General features: G+C 59.9%; 14 protein-coding genes. 8 read left to right on the top strand and 6 right to left on the bottom strand.

Translation table 11 applies throughout. The annotated features are described in order from the left end of the window. Window positions 1–157 precede the first annotated feature (157 nt). Window positions 158–1,057, top strand: coding sequence for a bifunctional methylenetetrahydrofolate dehydrogenase/methenyltetrahydrofolate cyclohydrolase FolD (folD, locus tag ACP7E0_RS06345; RefSeq protein WP_426123722.1), 900 nt, complete (start codon window positions 158–160; stop codon window positions 1,055–1,057). Window positions 1,058–1,077: 20 nt separating this feature from the next. On the opposite strand, the gene ACP7E0_RS06340 is transcribed toward folD, so the two are convergent. Continuing rightward, window positions 1,078–2,109, bottom strand: coding sequence for a LacI family DNA-binding transcriptional regulator (locus ACP7E0_RS06340; protein WP_426123720.1), 1,032 nt, complete (start codon window positions 2,107–2,109; stop codon window positions 1,078–1,080). Window positions 2,110–2,405: 296 nt separating this feature from the next. Here ACP7E0_RS06340 and ACP7E0_RS06335 point away from each other — a divergent pair, with 296 nt between their 5' ends. The 7 genes from ACP7E0_RS06335 to ACP7E0_RS06305 all read left to right on the top strand — a co-directional run bounded on the left by ACP7E0_RS06335 (window position 2,406) and on the right by ACP7E0_RS06305 (window position 10,146). Further along, complete coding sequence (locus tag ACP7E0_RS06335) at window positions 2,406–3,764, top strand: ABC transporter substrate-binding protein (protein ID WP_426123718.1); 1,359 nt, start codon at window positions 2,406–2,408, stop codon at window positions 3,762–3,764. 312 nt (window positions 3,765–4,076) lie between these two features. Next, window positions 4,077–5,087 (top strand): carbohydrate ABC transporter permease, encoded by a 1,011-nt coding sequence (locus ACP7E0_RS06330; protein ID WP_426123716.1) that lies wholly within the window; start codon window positions 4,077–4,079, stop codon window positions 5,085–5,087. A 1-nt stretch (window position 5,088) separates the two neighbouring features. Further along, window positions 5,089–6,234 (top strand): carbohydrate ABC transporter permease, encoded by a 1,146-nt coding sequence (locus ACP7E0_RS06325; RefSeq protein WP_426123714.1) that lies wholly within the window; start codon window positions 5,089–5,091, stop codon window positions 6,232–6,234. Window positions 6,235–6,278: 44 nt separating this feature from the next. Continuing rightward, a complete protein-coding gene (locus ACP7E0_RS06320; protein WP_426123713.1) occupies window positions 6,279–7,931 on the top strand; it encodes an alpha-glucosidase in 1,653 nt (550 codons plus the stop codon). 67 nt (window positions 7,932–7,998) lie between these two features. Next, a complete protein-coding gene (locus tag ACP7E0_RS06315; RefSeq protein ID WP_426123712.1) occupies window positions 7,999–9,087 on the top strand; it encodes an ABC transporter ATP-binding protein in 1,089 nt (362 codons plus the stop codon). Window positions 9,088–9,232: 145 nt separating this feature from the next. Further along, entirely contained in the window at window positions 9,233–9,640 is a 408-nt protein-coding gene (locus ACP7E0_RS06310; RefSeq protein ID WP_081927955.1) for a hypothetical protein, read from the top strand. Between the two features lie 140 nt (window positions 9,641–9,780). Then, a complete protein-coding gene (locus tag ACP7E0_RS06305) occupies window positions 9,781–10,146 on the top strand; it encodes a GFA family protein (protein WP_426123710.1) in 366 nt (121 codons plus the stop codon). Between the two features lie 49 nt (window positions 10,147–10,195). Here the strand turns inward: ACP7E0_RS06305 and edd are convergent, their stop codons facing one another. The 5 genes from edd to ACP7E0_RS06280 all read right to left on the bottom strand — a co-directional run bounded on the left by edd (window position 10,196) and on the right by ACP7E0_RS06280 (window position 17,236). Then, window positions 10,196–12,016 (bottom strand): phosphogluconate dehydratase, encoded by a 1,821-nt coding sequence (gene edd, locus ACP7E0_RS06300; protein WP_426123709.1) that lies wholly within the window; start codon window positions 12,014–12,016, stop codon window positions 10,196–10,198. Window positions 12,017–12,202: 186 nt separating this feature from the next. Further along, window positions 12,203–12,901: a 6-phosphogluconolactonase gene (pgl, locus tag ACP7E0_RS06295; protein WP_426123707.1), complete on the bottom strand. Its 699-nt coding sequence runs from the start codon at window positions 12,899–12,901 to the stop codon at window positions 12,203–12,205. A gap of 10 nt (window positions 12,902–12,911) precedes the next feature. Further along, complete coding sequence (zwf, locus tag ACP7E0_RS06290; protein ID WP_426123705.1) at window positions 12,912–14,387, bottom strand: glucose-6-phosphate dehydrogenase; 1,476 nt, start codon at window positions 14,385–14,387, stop codon at window positions 12,912–12,914. A gap of 109 nt (window positions 14,388–14,496) precedes the next feature. Then, the gene (locus ACP7E0_RS06285; RefSeq protein ID WP_426124112.1) at window positions 14,497–15,783 is read right to left on the bottom strand and encodes an NAD(P)/FAD-dependent oxidoreductase; all 1,287 of its coding nucleotides are present in this window, start codon (window positions 15,781–15,783) and stop codon (window positions 14,497–14,499) included. A gap of 16 nt (window positions 15,784–15,799) precedes the next feature. Further along, on the bottom strand, window positions 15,800–17,236 hold the full coding sequence (locus ACP7E0_RS06280) for a glutamine synthetase family protein (RefSeq protein WP_426123704.1): 1,437 nt from the start codon (window positions 17,234–17,236) through the stop codon (window positions 15,800–15,802). Between the last annotated feature and the right edge of the window lie 127 nt (window positions 17,237–17,363).

Genomic DNA, 17,363 nt, shown 5'->3' with positions numbered 1-17,363 from the left:
AATGCAAGAAAATCGGGCCGCAACGGTGTTTTCGCACTGCCATCATTGGTCCTGCCTTGAATTTATTCGATCTGAACAGCATAGGACGCATTGAGGCCACCGCTATTTTTTGCTGAAACTAGACTGAACAGAACAAACGAGAATCTGGGAGAACACCGTGACGACCGTGATTGATGGCAGAGAAGTTGCAGCGTCGGTGATCGATGCCGTGAAAACCGCATCGCAGGCATTGACCGAACAGACCGGCGTCAAGACCGGTCTCGCCGTCGTCATCGTCGGAAACGACCCGGCAAGCCACGCCTACGTCTCTTCCAAGAGCAAGATGGCCAAGGAGTGCGGCTTCACCTCGGTCCAGCACACGCTGCCGGAAGAGACGACGCAGGAAGAGCTGGCCGCTCTGGTCCAGACACTCAACAAGGACGAAACGCTTCACGGCATTCTCGTGCAGTTGCCTCTGCCGAAACATTTCAATTCGGAAGCCATCATCCAGTCCATCCTGCCGGAAAAGGATGTTGACGGCCTTCATGTCGTCAATGCCGGCAAGCTGGCGACCGGCGATCTCGATGGCGGCCTCGTATCCTGCACCCCGGCCGGCGCCATGGTCTTCGTCAAGCGCACGCATGGCGAGGACCTGTCAGGCCTCAACGCCGTCGTCATCGGCCGCTCCAACCTGTTCGGCAAGCCGATGGCACAGCTGCTGCTGGCCGCCAATGCGACGGTGACCATCGCCCATTCGCGCACCAAGGACTTGGCCGCCGTCTGCCACAACGCCGATATCCTGGTCGCCGCCGTCGGCCGTCCGGAAATGGTCAAGGCCGATTGGATCAAGCCCGGCGCCACCGTCATCGATGTCGGCATCAACCGCATCGCGGCGCCGGAAAAGGGCGAGGGCAAGTCCCGTCTGGTCGGCGATGTCGCCTTTGAGGAATGCGCCAAGGTGGCAGCCGTCATCACGCCTGTACCGGGTGGTGTCGGTCCGATGACCATCGCGATGCTGATGGCCAACACGGTGATTGCCGCCTATCGCAAGGCTGGCAAGGTCGCGCCGAAGTTCTGATCGGGCTGAGGGCCGCAGCCCTAAGATTTCGGGGCAGGGCCTGTCGAGGCCCTGACGATCAGTTCTGTGCGCCACAGTTCCTGTTCCGGATAGTCGCCTGTCTTGAGAATGCGGGAAATCAGCCGGGTGGCGATCCTGGCGCCGGCTGCGCGCAGGGATGAGCGCGTCGTCGTCAGCGGCACGCTGAAGTTCTCAGGCTTCAGCATCGGCAGCACGTCGTCATGAGCGATCAGCGAGATATCCTCGCCCATCTGCAGACCCGCCCTGTTGATCGCCCTGACGGCGCCAAGCGCGATCACGGTACTGGAGCAGAGAACGGCCGTTGGAGGCTGATCCCGCTCCAGGAATTGCTGCATGGCGCGGTGGCCGTATTCGTCGGTCATCAGTGAATTCTGGACCAGGCCTTCATCGAACTGCAGCCCGTTTTCTTCAAGCGCGCGCCGCATTCCCTTCATGCGGCGAACGGAGAAGGTCAGGTTTCCCGGCCCGTTGATCAGCGCGATGCGCCGGTGTCCCAACTGGATAAGCAGGCGGGTCGCATCATAGAAGGCGCCGGTATTGTCGATATCCAGAAACGGATAATCGGCCGGCTGGTCGATCGCCCGGCCATGGACGACGAACGGGATCGACAGAGATTTCAGCATGGCGATGCGTGGATCGTTGGCACGCACATAGGCGAGAAACAGCGCATCGACATTGCCGCTGGCGGCCAGCCGCTTGAAAGTGGATTCCTCGTCGTCGGGTGCGCTCGGATTGATGACGAAATGAAAATCGTGCCGGACGGATTCTTCACCGAGCCCGGCCAGAAATTCGCCGAAATGCACGTCGGAATCGATGCCCCGGGCGATCGGCATCACCAGTCCGATCGATCCGGCCCGGCCTGTCGCCAGCCTTTGGGCGGCGCGGTTCGGCCGATAGCCGGTTTCGCGCACGGCATTCAGGACTCGCTGGCGCGTTTCGGCGTTGACTTCCGGATAGCCGTTGAGCGCCCGGCTGACTGTCGTTTGCGACAGGCCCAACATCTCCGCCAGCTGCTTCAAATTCACGTTCATGACAAGCGCGCACTCCCAAAGCGCTTTGATTTTTATTTTGTTTTTGCTTTCAATCTTCATGCGCGACGAATTTTGTATCATCGGCTTTGCTCATCAACCAGAAAAATCAGCTTCAGTGCAGCGCAAACCTTCGCTGCACTGCAGGAAAGAGGCCTTTGTTCGACCGTTGCGGGAAAGCTCTTGACTTGATACCTATCGCAATGGTTTGTTAGCAAACTCAAAGCGCTTTGAATTTTGGCGGCGCTGTGGTGTTCGCCCGGCATCAATGAGTCGGGTCTTTCTTGGGAGGAAATGACGTGAAGAGAACATTCTTGTTGGGAGTGGCGGCGCTTGCGCTTGTGGCAGGAGCCACGCATGCGGCCGAACTGAAATTCAAGCCGGGCGAAGATTCCAAGTTCAACTGGGCAAGCTTCGAAGAGTTCAAGAAGAGCCATGACCTGAAGGGTCAGACGCTGACCATCTTTGGTCCATGGCGCGGTGAAGACGAAGCGCTGGCCGAGTCCATGCTCGACTATTTCCGCGACGCGACCGGCGTCGAGGTGAAATATTCCTCGTCCGAAAACTACGAACAGCAGATCGTCATCGACACCCAGGCCGGCAGTCCCCCGGATGTCGCCATCCTGCCGCAGCCGGGCCTGATCGCCGATCTGGCGTCGAAGGGTTACCTGACACCGCTTGGCGAAAAGACCCAGAAGTGGCTGCTCGACAATTATGCCGCTGGCCAGTCCTGGGTCGATCTGTCGACCTATGCCGGCAAGGACGGCAAGAAGGAACTCTACGCATTCCCCTACAAGATCGACGTGAAGTCGCTGGTCTGGTACGTGCCGGAAAATTTCGAGGATTCGGGCTATGAAGTTCCGAAGACCATGGAAGAGCTGAAGGCCCTGACGGAAAAAATCGTCGCCGATGGCGGCACGCCGTGGTGCATTGGTCTGGGTTCCGGCGGTGCGACCGGCTGGCCGGCCACCGACTGGGTCGAGGACATGATGCTGCGCACGCAGCCGGCCGACGTCTATGACAAGTGGGTCACCAACGCGATCCCGTTCAACGATCCGGCCGTCGTCGGCGCCATCGATGAATTCGGCTGGTTTGCCAAGAACGACAAGAATGTCGATGGCGGTGCAGCAGCCGTTGCTTCCGCCGACTTCCGCGACAGCCCGAAGGGTCTGTTTGCCTCGCCGCCGAAGTGCTACCTGCACCATCAGGCATCGTTCATTCCATCGTTTTTCCCGGAAGGCACCAAGGTCGGCGAAGACGCGGACTTCTTCTACATGCCGCCTTACGCCAGCAAACCGGACCTCGGCAATCCGGTGCTCGGCGCCGGTACGCTGGCGATGATCACCAAGGACACCCCGGCGGCTCGCGCCTTCATCGAGTTCCTCGAAACGCCGATCGCGCATGAAGTCTGGATGGCTCAGTCGAGCTTCCTGACGCCGTTGAAAAGCGCCAACAAGGATGCCTATGCCAATGGCCCGATGAAGAAGCAGGGCGAAATCCTGCTGAACGCCACCACTTTCCGCTTTGACGGTTCCGACCTGATGCCCGGCAAGATCGGCGCCGGCGCATTCTGGACCGGCATGGTCGATTATGTCGGCGGCAAGTCGGCCAAGGACGTCTCTGACGGCATCCAGAAGGCATGGGATTCGATCAAGTAGGATCGCCTGCCTGTTCATCGAAAAGCGGCTCCGGGCGAAATATCCCGGAGCCAAAATCAAAAGACTGCCGGGCCTGAAATGCCGCCTGCCCTTCCGCTCGGTAGAGTGGGTGCGGTGGAACGGCTCGGGGAAAGCTGACACAAGAAGCCCTTTTGAATGAACACACCCTTGCCAGCCGCACATCCGGCTGGGGCAGAACAAACGGTGTGACTATTCTGGTCGCGTGTGATCTCCCGAAAGGCCGGGATACTGACGCAACAAGGGCAGGCAGGCCGCGTATCCGGCCTTACATTCCTGGGGGAGGAAGTTGCCATGCAGCAGTTGATATTCGCCATCGCCACGATGGCCACCGGGGTTCTCGGCTGCGCCGCCTATTTCTTCGGCACGAACTGGATCCTTGACAAGCTCTTTCCATCCAAGGGTTTGACGGGACCGGTCGCCTCGCGCAACCTGCGCATCACCAATGCCATCCGGCCATGGCTTTTCCTCGGTCCGGCGCTGTTGTCGCTGACCATTTACCTGATCTATCCGGTGATCGCCTCCGTCTGGCTCAGTCTGCATGACAGGGCGGGCGAGAATTTCGTCGGCCTGAACAATTTCATCTGGATGTTCAACGACGGCGAATTCCGCCAGTCGATCTACAACAATTTCCTCTGGCTGCTGGTTGTGCCGGCAGCAGCGACGTTCTTCGGCCTGATCATTGCAGCCCTGACCGATCGCATCTGGTGGGGAAATATCGCCAAGACGCTGATCTTCATGCCGATGGCGATCTCCTTCGTCGGCGCCTCGGTCATCTGGAAATTCATCTACGACTACCGCGCCGAAGGCACCGCTCAGATCGGCCTCCTGAACGCCGTCGTCGTCTATTTCGGCGGCACCCCGGAGGCCTGGGTGACGCTGCCCTTCTGGAACAATTTCTTCCTGATGGTGATCCTGATCTGGATCCAGACCGGCTTTGCCATGGTCATCCTGTCAGCCGCCCTGCGCGGCATCCCGGAAGAAACCATCGAGGCGGCCGTCATCGACGGCGCCAACGGATTGCAGATTTTCTTCAAGATCATGATCCCGCAAATGTGGGGCACGATCGCCGTCGTCTGGACCACCATCACCATCCTGGTGCTCAAGGTCTTCGATATCGTGCTCGCCATGACCAACGGGCAGTGGCAAAGCCAGGTTCTCGCCAATCTGATGTTCGACTGGATGTTCCGCGGTGGCGGTGACTTCGGCCGCGGCGCCGCGATCGCCGTCATCATCATGGTGCTGGTGATCCCGATCATGATCTGGAACATCCGCAACGCTGCCAAGGAAATGGAGGGCCACTGAGATGATTGCTTCTTCCCGCTCGCCACTGGTCTGGGTTGTCCATATTTCCGTCATCCTGCTCGTCGTCCTCTGGACCCTGCCAACCGCCGGCCTGTTGATTTCGTCGCTGCGCGACAAGGACCAGCTTGCCGTGTCCGGCTGGTGGACGGCTCTTTCCACGTCGTCGCAGAACCTGACCGGCCGCGCTGCCCCGCCCGACGAGCAGGTCGAACGTGACGGCAAGTTCGTCATCGCGGGCAATCTTCTGGAGAGCAGGAATGCGAAGGTTTCGGCCTTCGGTTTCCGGCCCCTGCAGCCCACTGCATTCGCGGCCGGCGCGGTCGCCGACATCGGCGACGGCCAGACATTGACCGTCAAGGACGACGGCAGTTACGAGATCGTTTCGCCGACCCGCATGGACGGCTCGCGCGGCCAGCGTATCTTCTATACCGCCGCCGTCCCGCCACGCTTCACCTTCGACAATTATCGTGAAGTCATGCGCGCCGCCGGCATCGGTTCGTCTTTCATCAACTCGCTGACCGTCGCCATTCCCGCCACGATCATCCCGATCCTCGTCGCAGCCTTTGCTGCTTACGCATTGGCCTGGATGAAGTTTCCCGGCCGGGCAATCCTGATCGCCGTGGTCGTCGGCCTTCTGGTCGTGCCCTTGCAGATGTCGCTGATCCCGCTGTTGAAACTCTACAATGGCGTCGGTGCGTTTCTCGGTGTTCCGGCCAAGACCTATGTCGGCATCTGGCTGGCGCATATGGGCTTCGGCCTGCCGCTCGCCATCTATCTGCTGCGCAACTACATGGCCGGCCTGCCACGCGAAATCATGGAATCGGCCCGCGTCGATGGCGCCAGCGATTTCGACATCTTCATCAAGATCATCCTGCCTCTGTCCTTCCCGGCGCTGGCGTCGTTCTCGATCTTCCAGTTCCTCTGGACCTGGAACGATCTTCTGGTCGCCATGGTGTTCCTGGGAACCGGCAACGACGAGCTGGTGCTCACCGGCCGTCTGGTCAACCTGCTCGGCTCGCGCGGCGGCAACTGGGAAATCCTCACGGCCTCGGCCTTCATCACCATCATCGTGCCCCTGATCGTCTTCTTCACTCTGCAGCGCTACCTGGTGCGTGGCCTGCTGGCAGGATCGGTCAAGGGCGGCTGAGACTTTTCGATAGTACAAGGACGTCTACAGGAATGAATACGAGCATGACCCAGGCAAGTGGTTCCACATTGCAGGCCGACCAGGACTGGTGGCGTGGCGCGGTGATCTACCAGATCTATCCGCGCTCCTACCAGGATTCGAACGGCGACGGCATCGGCGACCTGAAGGGCATTACTGCCCGCCTGCCGCATGTCGCCTCGCTCGGCGTCGATGCGATTTGGATCTCGCCGTTCTTCACGTCGCCGATGAAGGATTTCGGCTATGACGTATCGAACTATACCGGCGTCGATCCGATCTTCGGTCTGCTTGCCGATTTTGACGCGTTGATCGCCGAGGCCCACCGCCTCGGCATCCGGGTGATGATCGATCTGGTTCTGTCTCATACCTCGGACCAGCATCCGTGGTTTGTCGAAAGCCGTTCCAGTCGCTTCAACCCGAAGGCAGACTGGTATGTCTGGTCCGATTCCAAGCCGGACGGCACGCCGCCGAACAACTGGATGTCGATCTTCGGCGGCTCGGCCTGGCAATGGGATCCGACACGCCTGCAATATTACATGCACAACTTCCTGACCTCGCAACCGGATCTCAACCTGCACAATCCCGAGGTTCAGAACGCACTTCTGGCCGTCGAACGCTTCTGGCTGGAACGCGGCGTCGATGGTTTCCGGCTGGATACGATCAATTTCTACTTCCACGATCTGGAACTGCGCGACAACCCGGCGCTGGCGCCGGAGCGCCGCAATGCCAATACGGCACCGGCGGTCAATCCGTACAATTATCAGGAACATCTCTACGACAAAAACCGGCCTGAAAATCTCGAATTCCTCAAGCGTTTCCGCGCTGTCATGAATGAATTCCCGGCAATCGCCGCCGTCGGCGAAGTCGGCGACAGCCAGATCGGCCTCGAGATTGCCGGGCAATATACGTCCGGCAACGACAAGATGCATATGTGCTACGCCTTTGAATTCCTGGCGCCCGATCCGTTGACGCCGTCGAGCGTCGCGCAGGTTCTGCATGATTTTGCCCGTGCCGCACCGGAAGGCTGGGCCTGCTGGGCGTTTTCCAACCATGACGTCGTGCGCCACGTTACCCGCTGGGGCCAGGGTATCGCAGATCATCAGGCGCATGCGAAGTTCCTCGCCAGCCTGCTGATGACCCTGCGTGGCTCCGTCTGTATCTATCAGGGCGAAGAGCTTGGCCTGACGGAAGCCGATCTCGCCTTCGAAGACCTGCAGGATCCCTACGGCATCCAGTTCTGGCCCGACTTCAAGGGCCGCGACGGCTGCCGTACGCCGATGGTCTGGGACAAGAACGCCGTCAATGGCGGCTTCGGTGAGGGAAAGCCCTGGCTGCCGGTGCCGAAGGAACATCTCGGCCGCGCCGTTTCCGAACAGCAGTCGGACCCGAATTCGGTGCTCAACCATTACCGGCGGTTTCTGACATTCCGCAAGCAGCATCCGGCCCTTGCCAAGGGTGAGATCGAGTTTCGCCCTTACCCGGCGCCGCTGCTCGGTTTCGAGCGCAAATTCGGCAACGAGACGATCCTGTGCCTGTTCAATATGAGTGCCGAGCCTGTCACCACCGAGCGCCCGGTTGAAAAACTCGACGTGCTGGAAGGTCATGGCTTCGGATCGGCATTGAACGGCGGCACCATCACGATACCGGCCTGGAGCGGCTTTTTCGCCCAGGTCGAATGAATGAGATCAAACCGGTTCCAATGAATAAGGAGCCGGCGAAAAACGAGAGAATGAAGGGGAGGATGACATGGCAGGTTTGCAACTGAAGAATATCCGCAAGTCCTATGGCGCGGTGGATGTCATCCATGGCATCGATCTGGATATCAAGCAGGGCGAGTTCGTCGTCTTCGTCGGACCGTCCGGCTGCGGAAAGTCGACGCTGTTGCGGATGATCGCCGGCCTTGAGGAAATCTCCGGCGGCGAAATGTATATCGCCGAGCGGTTGGTCAACGAGGTGCCGCCATCGCAGCGCGGCATCGCCATGGTCTTCCAGTCCTATGCGCTTTATCCGCATATGACCGTTTATGACAACATGGCCTTCGGCATGCGCATCGCCAAGGAATCCAAGGAAGAGATCGACCGCCGCGTTCGCGCCGCCGCCGATATTCTGCAACTGACCGCATATCTCGACCGTTTGCCCAAGGCGCTCTCCGGCGGCCAGCGCCAGCGCGTTGCCATCGGCCGGGCCATCTGCCGCGATCCGAAAGTCTTCCTGTTTGACGAGCCATTGTCGAACCTCGATGCAGCGCTGCGTGTTGCCACCCGCATCGAGATCGCCAAGCTGAACGAATCCATGCCGGATACGACGATGATCTACGTGACCCACGACCAGGTGGAGGCGATGACGCTTGCCGACCGCATCGTCGTGCTCTCCGCCGGTCATATCGAGCAGGTCGGCCCGCCGCTGGAACTCTATGAGCGTCCGGCCAACCTCTTTGTCGCCCGCTTCATCGGCTCGCCGGCGATGAATATCATTCCGGCCAAGATCGTTGGAACCGGAGCTGAGACCACGGTGGAATTGCCTGGCGGCAAGACGGATGTTCTCGATATTCCGACCGCGGCTTCCGAAAACGGCAAGGCGGCAAGCTTCGGCGTGCGGCCGGAAGACCTGCGCGTCTCGACCGGCGACAGCTTCCTGTTCGAAGGCACTGTCGCCATCATCGAGGCCCTGGGCGAAGTGACGCTGCTCTATATCGAAGGGCTGGTTGCCAACGAGCCGATCATCGCCAAGGTGCCGGGTATCCTCGACATCAAGCGCGGCGAGAAGGTGCGCTTCACCGCCGATAAGGCAAAGCTGCATCTTTTCGATGCGGGCGGAAAAAGCTACCGGACGTAGAACGGGGCGGAATGTTTAAAACCCGCCTGGGCTGCAGGTCTGGGCGGTTTTTTTACGCGTGTTGTGTCAGAATCGGTCACTGACTCACGCTCTGTTAAATCTCCGCCGCTAATGTTTCAAAAAACAAAGGGCATGGAGCAGAAAGATGCGGGGACAGGCATCCGATAGACCGACATATCTCAGCAAGGAAGAGTCCTTCATGTACGATCGGGAAGCCAATTTCCCGATGGAGGACACGCGCAATGATGCCCGGATCGAGTACACCGAAAACGGCATGCTTAACCTCACCTCGCGCCGCTGCGAACTCTTGAAAATATCGAAAAGCAGTGCTGTTATAGGCATCGCCACGCAATTCAAGCTGCCGCAGAATTTCTATCTCGATGTTCCCAGTGCCCGCATCGGCATGGTCGGCTGCATCGTCAAGCGCGTGCATGCCAACAACATCATCGAAGCGCGCTTCCTGCGACTGATGTCCGAGCGTGATCTCAACCGCATTTTCGTCTATTCGACGCACCCGAACCACCGCAACCGCGTACTCGACATCTACAGTTGATTTCTTCCTCCTGTCGCCATGGTTGCGCGCTCTGTTTTTCTCTTGGGAAAACCATGCACGCATCGTCGTGACCTCCGCTTGACTTCGAAGGCGAGAGGCGGATTGATAGGGTTTGAGCGAGAGAAGCGAGAAAAGTGCCGATGAACCGACCCTATCGCCTTTCATGTCATTGTGGTGATCTGTGCCTTGAAGTCGATGACGAGATTTCCGAGGTCGTCGAATGCAACTGCTCGACTTGCCGGCGTTCCGGCTTCCTGCATTGGAAAATATCCGCGAGCAAGGTGACGCTTATCAGCGAAAAGCGGCGCATGTCCACCTATGTCTGGCGCTGCATTACAGAGGGGCACCATTTCTGCCCGACCTGCGGCGTGGCCCTGATGCGCAGCGGTTATCCCGGTGAGCGGGTGTCTGTGAATGCCCGGTGTATCGAGGGCATTGATATTTTCGAGCTGAACATCGAACGCTATGATGGCCGGAGCGATATGCATCCGGGGCCGCTACCCTGATCAAGCGTTCACGAAAAAGCCCCAGATTTTCCATCGAGGGCTTTTGAGTTCAGTGAAAGAAGACGCTGGCGCCGTGATCGGCGGAGCCCGTTGCCGCGCGGAACGGGGCGAACAGCTCGCGGCCCATGCCGAATTCATTGTCCGACAGATCGGCTTCGGCCGGGGCCCGGCCGGCTAGCTCGGCGGCATCGACAAGCACCTGGATCGTCCCGTGGATGGCATCCAGCCGAATGATGTCGCCTTCGCGGATCTTGGAGATCGGCCCGCCATCCTTTGCTTCCGGCGTCATGTGGATGGCCGACGGCACCTTGCCGGAAGCGCCGGACATGCGGCCGTCGGTGACGAGTGCCACGGTCTGGCCGCGGTCTTGCAGGATGCCGAGCACCGTGGTCAACTTGTGCAATTCCGGCATGCCGTTGGCCTTCGGCCCCTGGAAGCGGACGACGGCAATGAAGTCGCCCTCGAGCTTGCCTTCCTTGAAGGCCGTCTGCAGTTCCGACTGATCGTGGAAAATCTTGGCCGGTGCTTCAATAACATGGCGCTCCGGCTTGACCGCCGAAATCTTGATGACGGCCTTGCCAAGGTTGCCGGTCAGCATCTTCAGGCCGCCGGAATGCTGGAAGGGATGTTCGACGGTCGAAAGCACTTTGGGATCGTGGCTGACGTCCGGCGCCGGTTCGCGCGCGACGGTGCCGTTTACGCCCAGCTTGACATCGATCGCATAGGCGTCGAGCCCTTGGCCGAAAACGGTGCGGACGTCGTTATGCAGCAGGCCATGCTTGAGAAGCTGGCTGATCAGGTAACCCATGCCACCGGCCGCGTGGAAATGGTTCACGTCGGCAAGGCCGTTCGGATAGACGCGGGCGAGCAGCGGGATAATGTCGGAAAGCTCCGAAATATCCTGCCAGGTCAGCGCGATGCCGGCCGAACGGGCCATGGCGACGAGGTGCATCGTGTGGTTGGTCGAGCCGCCCGTCGCATGCAAGCCGACAACGCCGTTGACGATCGAGCGCTCGTCGATCATTTCGCCGGCAGGCGTGAACTCGTTGCCGAGTGCGGTGATCGCCAGTGCGCGCTTGGTGGCTTCCCGGGTCAATGCGTCGCGCAACGGCGTGCCCGGATTGATGAAGGAGGCGCCGGGCAGATGAAAGCCCATGATCTCCATCAGCATCTGGTTGGAATTGGCGGTGCCGTAGAAGGTACAGGTGCCCGGGCCATGGTAGGACTTCGATTCCGCTTCGAGCAGTTCGTCGCGTCCGACCTTGCCTTCGGCAAACAGCTGGCGGACGCGCGACTTTTCGTCGTTCGGCAGGCCAGTGGTCATTGGACCGGCTGGGATGAACACGGCAGGCAGATGGCCGAAGGTCATGGCGGCGATCATCAGGCCGGGAACGATCTTGTCGCAGACGCCGAGATAAACGGTGGAGTCGAACATGTTGTGCGACAGGCCGACGCCTGCAGCCATGGCAATCAGGTCCCGGGAAAACAGCGAAAGCTCCATGCCCGGTTGTCCTTGGGTAACACCGTCGCACATGGCAGGAACGCCGCCCGCCACCTGCGCCACGCCGCCAACGTCATGGGCCGCCTGGCGGATCAGTGCCGGATAGGTTTCGAACGGCTGATGCGCCGACAGCATGTCATTGTAGGAGGTGATGATCCCAAGGTTCAGCACCTCGTCGCCGGAAAGGGCCACCTTTTCCAAGGGGGAACAGACGGCAAAGCCATGGGCAAGGTTGCCGCAGCCGAGAACCGACCGGTTGACGCGCTTGGATGCTGCCGAGCGAACGCGGGCCAGATAGGGCTCGCGATAGGGTTTCGAGCGTTCGACGATGCGGGCGGTGATCGCGGCAATACGGCTGTCGGCGGACATGGCAATCCTGTTCCGGAGTGTTCGGCACCCCTGTGGTCTGCATGGTTTCGGTTATCCGGGTCTTGGGTCCCCGGATGTCGGGCTTAAAGCATGTCGTGCAAAAGTGTGCAGCGGTTTTGCGATAACGACATGCGTATAATCAAAGACCTAAACGCAGGAAGCGATCCTGAAGGATCGCGACCCGCTTTAGGGTGCCCAGTAGATCTGAAGCGGGGAGGCTGCCCGGTGCAATATGGCCCGGATCGGCATCTCCGCCTCGTCACCGGGCGCTTCAGCCTTGGCAAGGACGTCCTTCTTGGCCGTTCCCTCGATATGGAGCACCAGAAGTCGGGCATCCTGAAGGCTGGAGAATGTAAATGTCAGGCGCGGTTCACCCGCACCATCGGCTTCCATCGTCATCACGCCGCGAGGCGTGGCTGGATCAAGCGCCTCGGCAAGGCGCGAGCCGCCCGGAAAGAACGAGGCCGTATGTCCGTCGCCGCCCATGCCGAGAATGACGACGTCGAAGGGACAGCCGAGAGCGGCGGTCTGCTTGGTGGCAGCGGCTGCTGCTTCTTCGGCCGTCGCCGCCGGATAGTAGAGCGGCTGCAGTTTTGCTGCTGCGGCCGCGTTGATCAGCAGATTGTCGCGAACCAGCTTCTCGTTCGAGCGGTCGCTGTCCGGCTCGACGAAGCGTTCATCGACAAGTGTCACGGTGACCTTCGGCCAGTCGATAGCTTTGCCGGACAGGGCCTTGAAGAACGCCTTGGGCGTCGAACCGCCGGAGACGGCGATGGTGCCTTCGCCGCGCTCTGCAATCGCTGCCGACAGGGCAACCGCCACCGCGTCTGCCAAGCCGTCCGCAAGGGCCGCTCCGTCGTCAAATGTATGCATCGCAGCCGTCATGGCCTTATCCTCAGATCACTTCATGCCATGTGCGGCCGTCCCGCTCGATCAGCGCGATCGCCTGGCTCGGTCCCCAGGTGCCGGCCGTATAGGCCTGGACCTGCTGGTTGACGGCTTCCCAGGATTTCAGGATCGGATCGACCCAGCGCCATGCGGCCTCGACTTCGTCGCGGCGCATGAACAGCGTCTGGTTGTTGCGCACCACGTCGAGCAGCAGGCGCTCATAGGCGTCGGCGCTGCGGGCATTGAAGGCTTCGGCGAATGTCATGTCGAGCGAGACGTTGCGCAGGCGCATGCCGCCCGGACCGGGATCCTTGATCATCAGCGATTGCTTGACGCCTTCGTCCGGCTGCAGGCGGATGATCAGCTGGTTGGCAGCGATCCGGCCGGCGGCCTCGTCGAAGATCGAATGCGGGATCGGTTTGAAGCTGATGACGATTTCCGACATACGGCCGGCCATGCGCTTGCCGGTACGGATGTAGAAGGGAACGCCAGCCCAGCGCCAGTTGTTGATCTCAGCCTTGATGGCGACGAAGGTCTCGGTGTTGGACACGCCGCCTTCGAGCTCTTCAAGATAGCCCTTGACCGCACCGCCGGCCGAAGCGCCCGCCTTGTACTGGCCACGAACCGTCATCTTCTCGACATTGCTGGGGTTGATCGGCTTCAGCGCGCGCAGCACCTTCAGCTTTTCGTCGCGCACAGCTTCCGCGTTCATCGACGGCGGAACTTCCATCGCCACGAGGCAGAGAAGCTGCAAAATGTGGTTCTGCACCATGTCGCGCAGCGCGCCCGCCTTGTCGTAGTAGCCGGCACGGCTTTCCAGCCCGACCGACTCGGCAACGGTGATCTGGATATGATCGATGTAGGACGAGTTCCACAGCGGTTCGTACAACGTGTTGGCAAAGCGCAGAGCCATCAGGTTCTGCACGGTTTCCTTGCCGAGATAATGGTCGATGCGGAAGATCTGTTCTTCCTTGAACACTTTGCCGATCGTGTCGTTGAGCTCGAGTGCCGAGGCAAGGTCGCGGCCGATCGGCTTTTCGACGACGATGCGCGTCATTTTGGTGATCAGCTTGTGGTCGCGGATCTTTTCGGAGATATCGCCGAAAATCCCTGGGGCGACAGCGAGATAGAAAGCGCGCACGCGCTCCTTGCCTTCGTCCAAAAGGGCCTTCAGTTGGTCCCAGCCATTGTCCGACTTGGCATCGACGGGAATGTAGAACAGGCGGTCGGTGAAAATCTTGACCTGCGCCTCATCGTATTCGCCTGCCTTCAGATGTTCCTTGAGGGCGTCGGTTGCAAACTTGCGGTATTCTTCGTGGCTGAGCACGCTGCGTGATGCGCCGATGATACGGGTCGGGTCGCTCAGTTGGCCGTCCAGCTGACGATGATAAAGGGCAGGAAGCAATTTGCGCTCGGCAAGGTCGCCGGTGCCTCCGAAAACCACATAGTCAAAGGGTTCCACAGGAATGATCTGGCTGCTCATGAGAAATCTCGATCTCGTTCTGGTCTGAGGAGTGTATAATCTAATCGATTTAAAAGCGCTAGGGTGCGACGCAACAAAATGCGTTTCGTCCGCCTTTCAGGTGCGGCTTTTAAAACTTGTCGCGCAAGGCATACCAGCTGAGTGCAACGAACAAAAGCACGGAGCGGAACCGCGTGCCGCCCGGAAATGCCGGAATGTTCAACTCCCGGAACAGGTCGAGGTCCGAGCGGTTGCCGGTCACCATATCGGAATAGAGCTTGCCACAATAGTTTGACAGCATGACGCCATGGCCGGAATAGCCGCCGATCGAGGTGACGCCTGGCATGACCTCGCGCACGAAAGGCTGTCGCGGCAGGGTGATGCCGACCGAACCGCCCCAGGCATGGGTCATCTCGATATTTGCCAGCGACGGATAGATTTCACTGATCTGGCGGCGAATATGGTCGGAAATGTCGAGCGGATTGTCCGCGGTATAGGCCTCGCGGCCGCCAAACAATAATCGCCCGTCCTGCGACTTACGAAAATAGCGCACGACGAAGCGCGAATCGGCAACGGCTTCGCCGCCCGGCAGCACATCGGGGAAATCGCTGAGAACCTTGGTGGCGCCGATGAACGAGCGGATCGGCATGACATGCCGTGCGGTCACCGGTTCGAGATTGCCGATATAGCCATTGCAGGCAATCAGGGCGCGGTCGGTGCGGATGGTGCCCTTGTCCGTCTCGATGGTGACGCGGCCACCGGCCTGGTTGATCTTCAACGCCTTGGTCTGCTCATGCAGCGAGGCGCCGGCGAGAACCGCCTGTTTTGCCAGGCCGACCAGCAGTTTCATCGGCTGGATATGGCCGGTGCCGGTATCGCGGATGCCGAACAGATAGCGCTCCGAGCCGAGCCGAGCCAAGGTTTCGTCCCGTTCCATGAAGCTCTGGTGCGCATAACCATAGCGCGAAGCGGCGATCTCGACGCTTTCGCGGTACTCTTTTTCGAGGCGTTGCTTGTGGCAGACGTTCAGCTGGCCCTCGACATATTCGATATCGATGCCATGCACGGATGCAAAGTCGAGAAGGTGTTTCTTCGCGTCCTCCGCCAGATCGAACAAAGCCTTGGACCGTTCGAAGCCGAGCGTTCCTTCCATCTCTTCGGGAGACCAGCGCTGGCCGGTGCCGAGCTGGCCGCCATTGCGGCCGGACGCGCCGTCGCCGAAGCGGCAGGCATCGATCAGCGTAACGCGAACGCCCTTCAGCGCCAGATTGTACGCCGCTTGCAGACCGGTGAAGCCGCCGCCGACTATGGCGACATCGGTCTCCACCGAGCCGCAGAGGGCCGGATATTCCGGCCGCTCCGGTATGTTGGACTCATACCAGGAGATCCCCGGCGAGATCGGGCTTTGCCATGGCATGGCGGCACCTTTCGGATCAGACATTGAGAAGCAGGTATTCGCGCTCCCAGGGGCTGATCACCTGCATGAAGGTTTCGAACTCGCCCCGCTTCACACCGCCGTAAATGGCGATGAATTCCGGGCTGAAGATCTCGGCAAAAGCTGGTTCTGCCTCCAACAGCGACACGGCTTCCAGCAGGCCCCGGGGCAGATCGATCGTCCCTTTATCTGCCGAAGCGTCCGCCGGTGCCGATGGCTCCAGTCCCTGAATGATGCCGAGATAACCGCAGCCGAGCGAAGCCGCGAGCGCCAGGTAAGGATTGGCGTCCGAGCTTGGCAGGCGATTTTCGACACGCCGGGCGACGGGTTCCGAAACGGGAATGCGAAACGCCGTCGTCCGGTTGTCATAGCCCCAGGCGTTGTTGACCGGTGCCGACATGTCAGGCGTCAGCCGCCGGTAGGAGTTCACGTAAGGGGCCATCATCGACAGCGCCTTCGGGACAAACGTCTGCATGCCGCCGATGAAGGAGAAGAACTCCTTGGACGGCGAGCCATCGGCATTGGAAAACAGGTTTCGGCCGGTATTCACTTCGATGACGGACTGGTGGATGTGCATGGCGGAACCGGCCTGCGCCTGCATCGGCTTGGCCATGAAGGTCGCATAGATGCCATGCTTCAGCGCCGCTTCGCGGATCGTCCGCTTGAACATGAAGACCTGGTCGGCAAGCTCGATCGGATCGCCATGGCGAAGATTGATTTCCAGCTGCGCCGGACCTTCCTCGTGGATCAGCGTGTCGATCTCGAGACCCTGCTTTTCCGAGAAGTGGTAGATGTCGTCGATCAGTTCGTCGAATTCGTTAACGCCGGCGATCGAATAGCCCTGTCCACCCTGGATGGCGCGTCCGGAGCGGCCCTTCGGCGGATGCAACGGATAATCCGGGTCCTCGTTCTTGGCGACCAGATAGAATTCGATTTCCGGTGCGACGACCGGCTTCCAGCCCCTCTGGTGATAGAGGTCGAGAACGTGCTTCAGGACGTTGCGCGGGGTATAGGGAACCTTCTCGCCCTGCGAACCCGCAATGTCGCAGATCACCTGCGCCGTCGGGTCACTCTCCCAGGGAACGACCGAAAGGGTCGAAAGGTCGGGCACCAGCTTGATGTCGCTGTCGCGGCTGTCATATCGGAAGTTGCCCGTTTCTTCGGGATATTCGCCGGAAATCGTGTGGCGGTAGATCGCCGAGGGCAGTGCAAGGGAGGTGTTGGAGGTAAACTTCGAAGACGGCATCATCTTGCCTCGCGGAACGCCGGCAATATCAGGTGTGATGCATTCGATATCTTCGATACCGCGAATCTTCAGCCAGTCGGCGGCTTCCTTCCAGGTTTTCACTCCGCGTGGAGATTGCAGTGCGGCGGGTATTTTCGTGCTCTTGACAGTCCTTGCAGTTGGTTGGGCAGCATTTCTTCTGACGGGCATAAATCACCGGTTTTGGGTTCGGATGGGGCATCATAGCCACAGTTTGGCAATTGGCTAGGGTGAAAACCGGGACTTTTGCCGCCGTACAGGCTGTATTCGCGCTCATCGCAGCAACAGCGATTGACTT

The organism is Pararhizobium sp. PWRC1-1 (genome assembly GCF_049897905.1).
Lineage (GTDB): Bacteria > Pseudomonadota > Alphaproteobacteria > Rhizobiales > Rhizobiaceae > Pararhizobium.
Note: the sequence above shows the minus strand (reverse complement) of the source record. Positions and strands in the feature narration are given on the sequence as shown.

Excerpts from the sequence above, each read along its gene's own strand:
- ACP7E0_RS06340 (WP_426123720.1), bottom strand. The coding sequence starts at position 2,109 with ATGAACGTGAATTTGAAGCAGCTGGCGGAGATGTTGGGCCTGTCGCAA.
- ACP7E0_RS06330 (WP_426123716.1), top strand. The coding sequence starts at position 4,077 with ATGCAGCAGTTGATATTCGCCATCGCCACGATGGCCACCGGGGTTCTC.
- ACP7E0_RS06325 (WP_426123714.1), top strand. The coding sequence starts at position 5,089 with ATGATTGCTTCTTCCCGCTCGCCACTGGTCTGGGTTGTCCATATTTCC.
- ACP7E0_RS06320 (WP_426123713.1), top strand. The coding sequence starts at position 6,279 with ATGACCCAGGCAAGTGGTTCCACATTGCAGGCCGACCAGGACTGGTGG.
- ACP7E0_RS06315 (WP_426123712.1), top strand. The coding sequence starts at position 7,999 with ATGGCAGGTTTGCAACTGAAGAATATCCGCAAGTCCTATGGCGCGGTG.
- ACP7E0_RS06310 (WP_081927955.1), top strand. The coding sequence starts at position 9,233 with ATGCGGGGACAGGCATCCGATAGACCGACATATCTCAGCAAGGAAGAG.
- ACP7E0_RS06305 (WP_426123710.1), top strand. The coding sequence starts at position 9,781 with ATGAACCGACCCTATCGCCTTTCATGTCATTGTGGTGATCTGTGCCTT.
- edd (WP_426123709.1), bottom strand. The coding sequence starts at position 12,016 with ATGTCCGCCGACAGCCGTATTGCCGCGATCACCGCCCGCATCGTCGAA.
- pgl (WP_426123707.1), bottom strand. The coding sequence starts at position 12,901 with ATGACGGCTGCGATGCATACATTTGACGACGGAGCGGCCCTTGCGGAC.
- zwf (WP_426123705.1), bottom strand. The coding sequence starts at position 14,387 with ATGAGCAGCCAGATCATTCCTGTGGAACCCTTTGACTATGTGGTTTTC.
- ACP7E0_RS06285 (WP_426124112.1), bottom strand. The coding sequence starts at position 15,783 with ATGCCATGGCAAAGCCCGATCTCGCCGGGGATCTCCTGGTATGAGTCC.
- ACP7E0_RS06280 (WP_426123704.1), bottom strand. The coding sequence starts at position 17,236 with ATGCCCGTCAGAAGAAATGCTGCCCAACCAACTGCAAGGACTGTCAAG.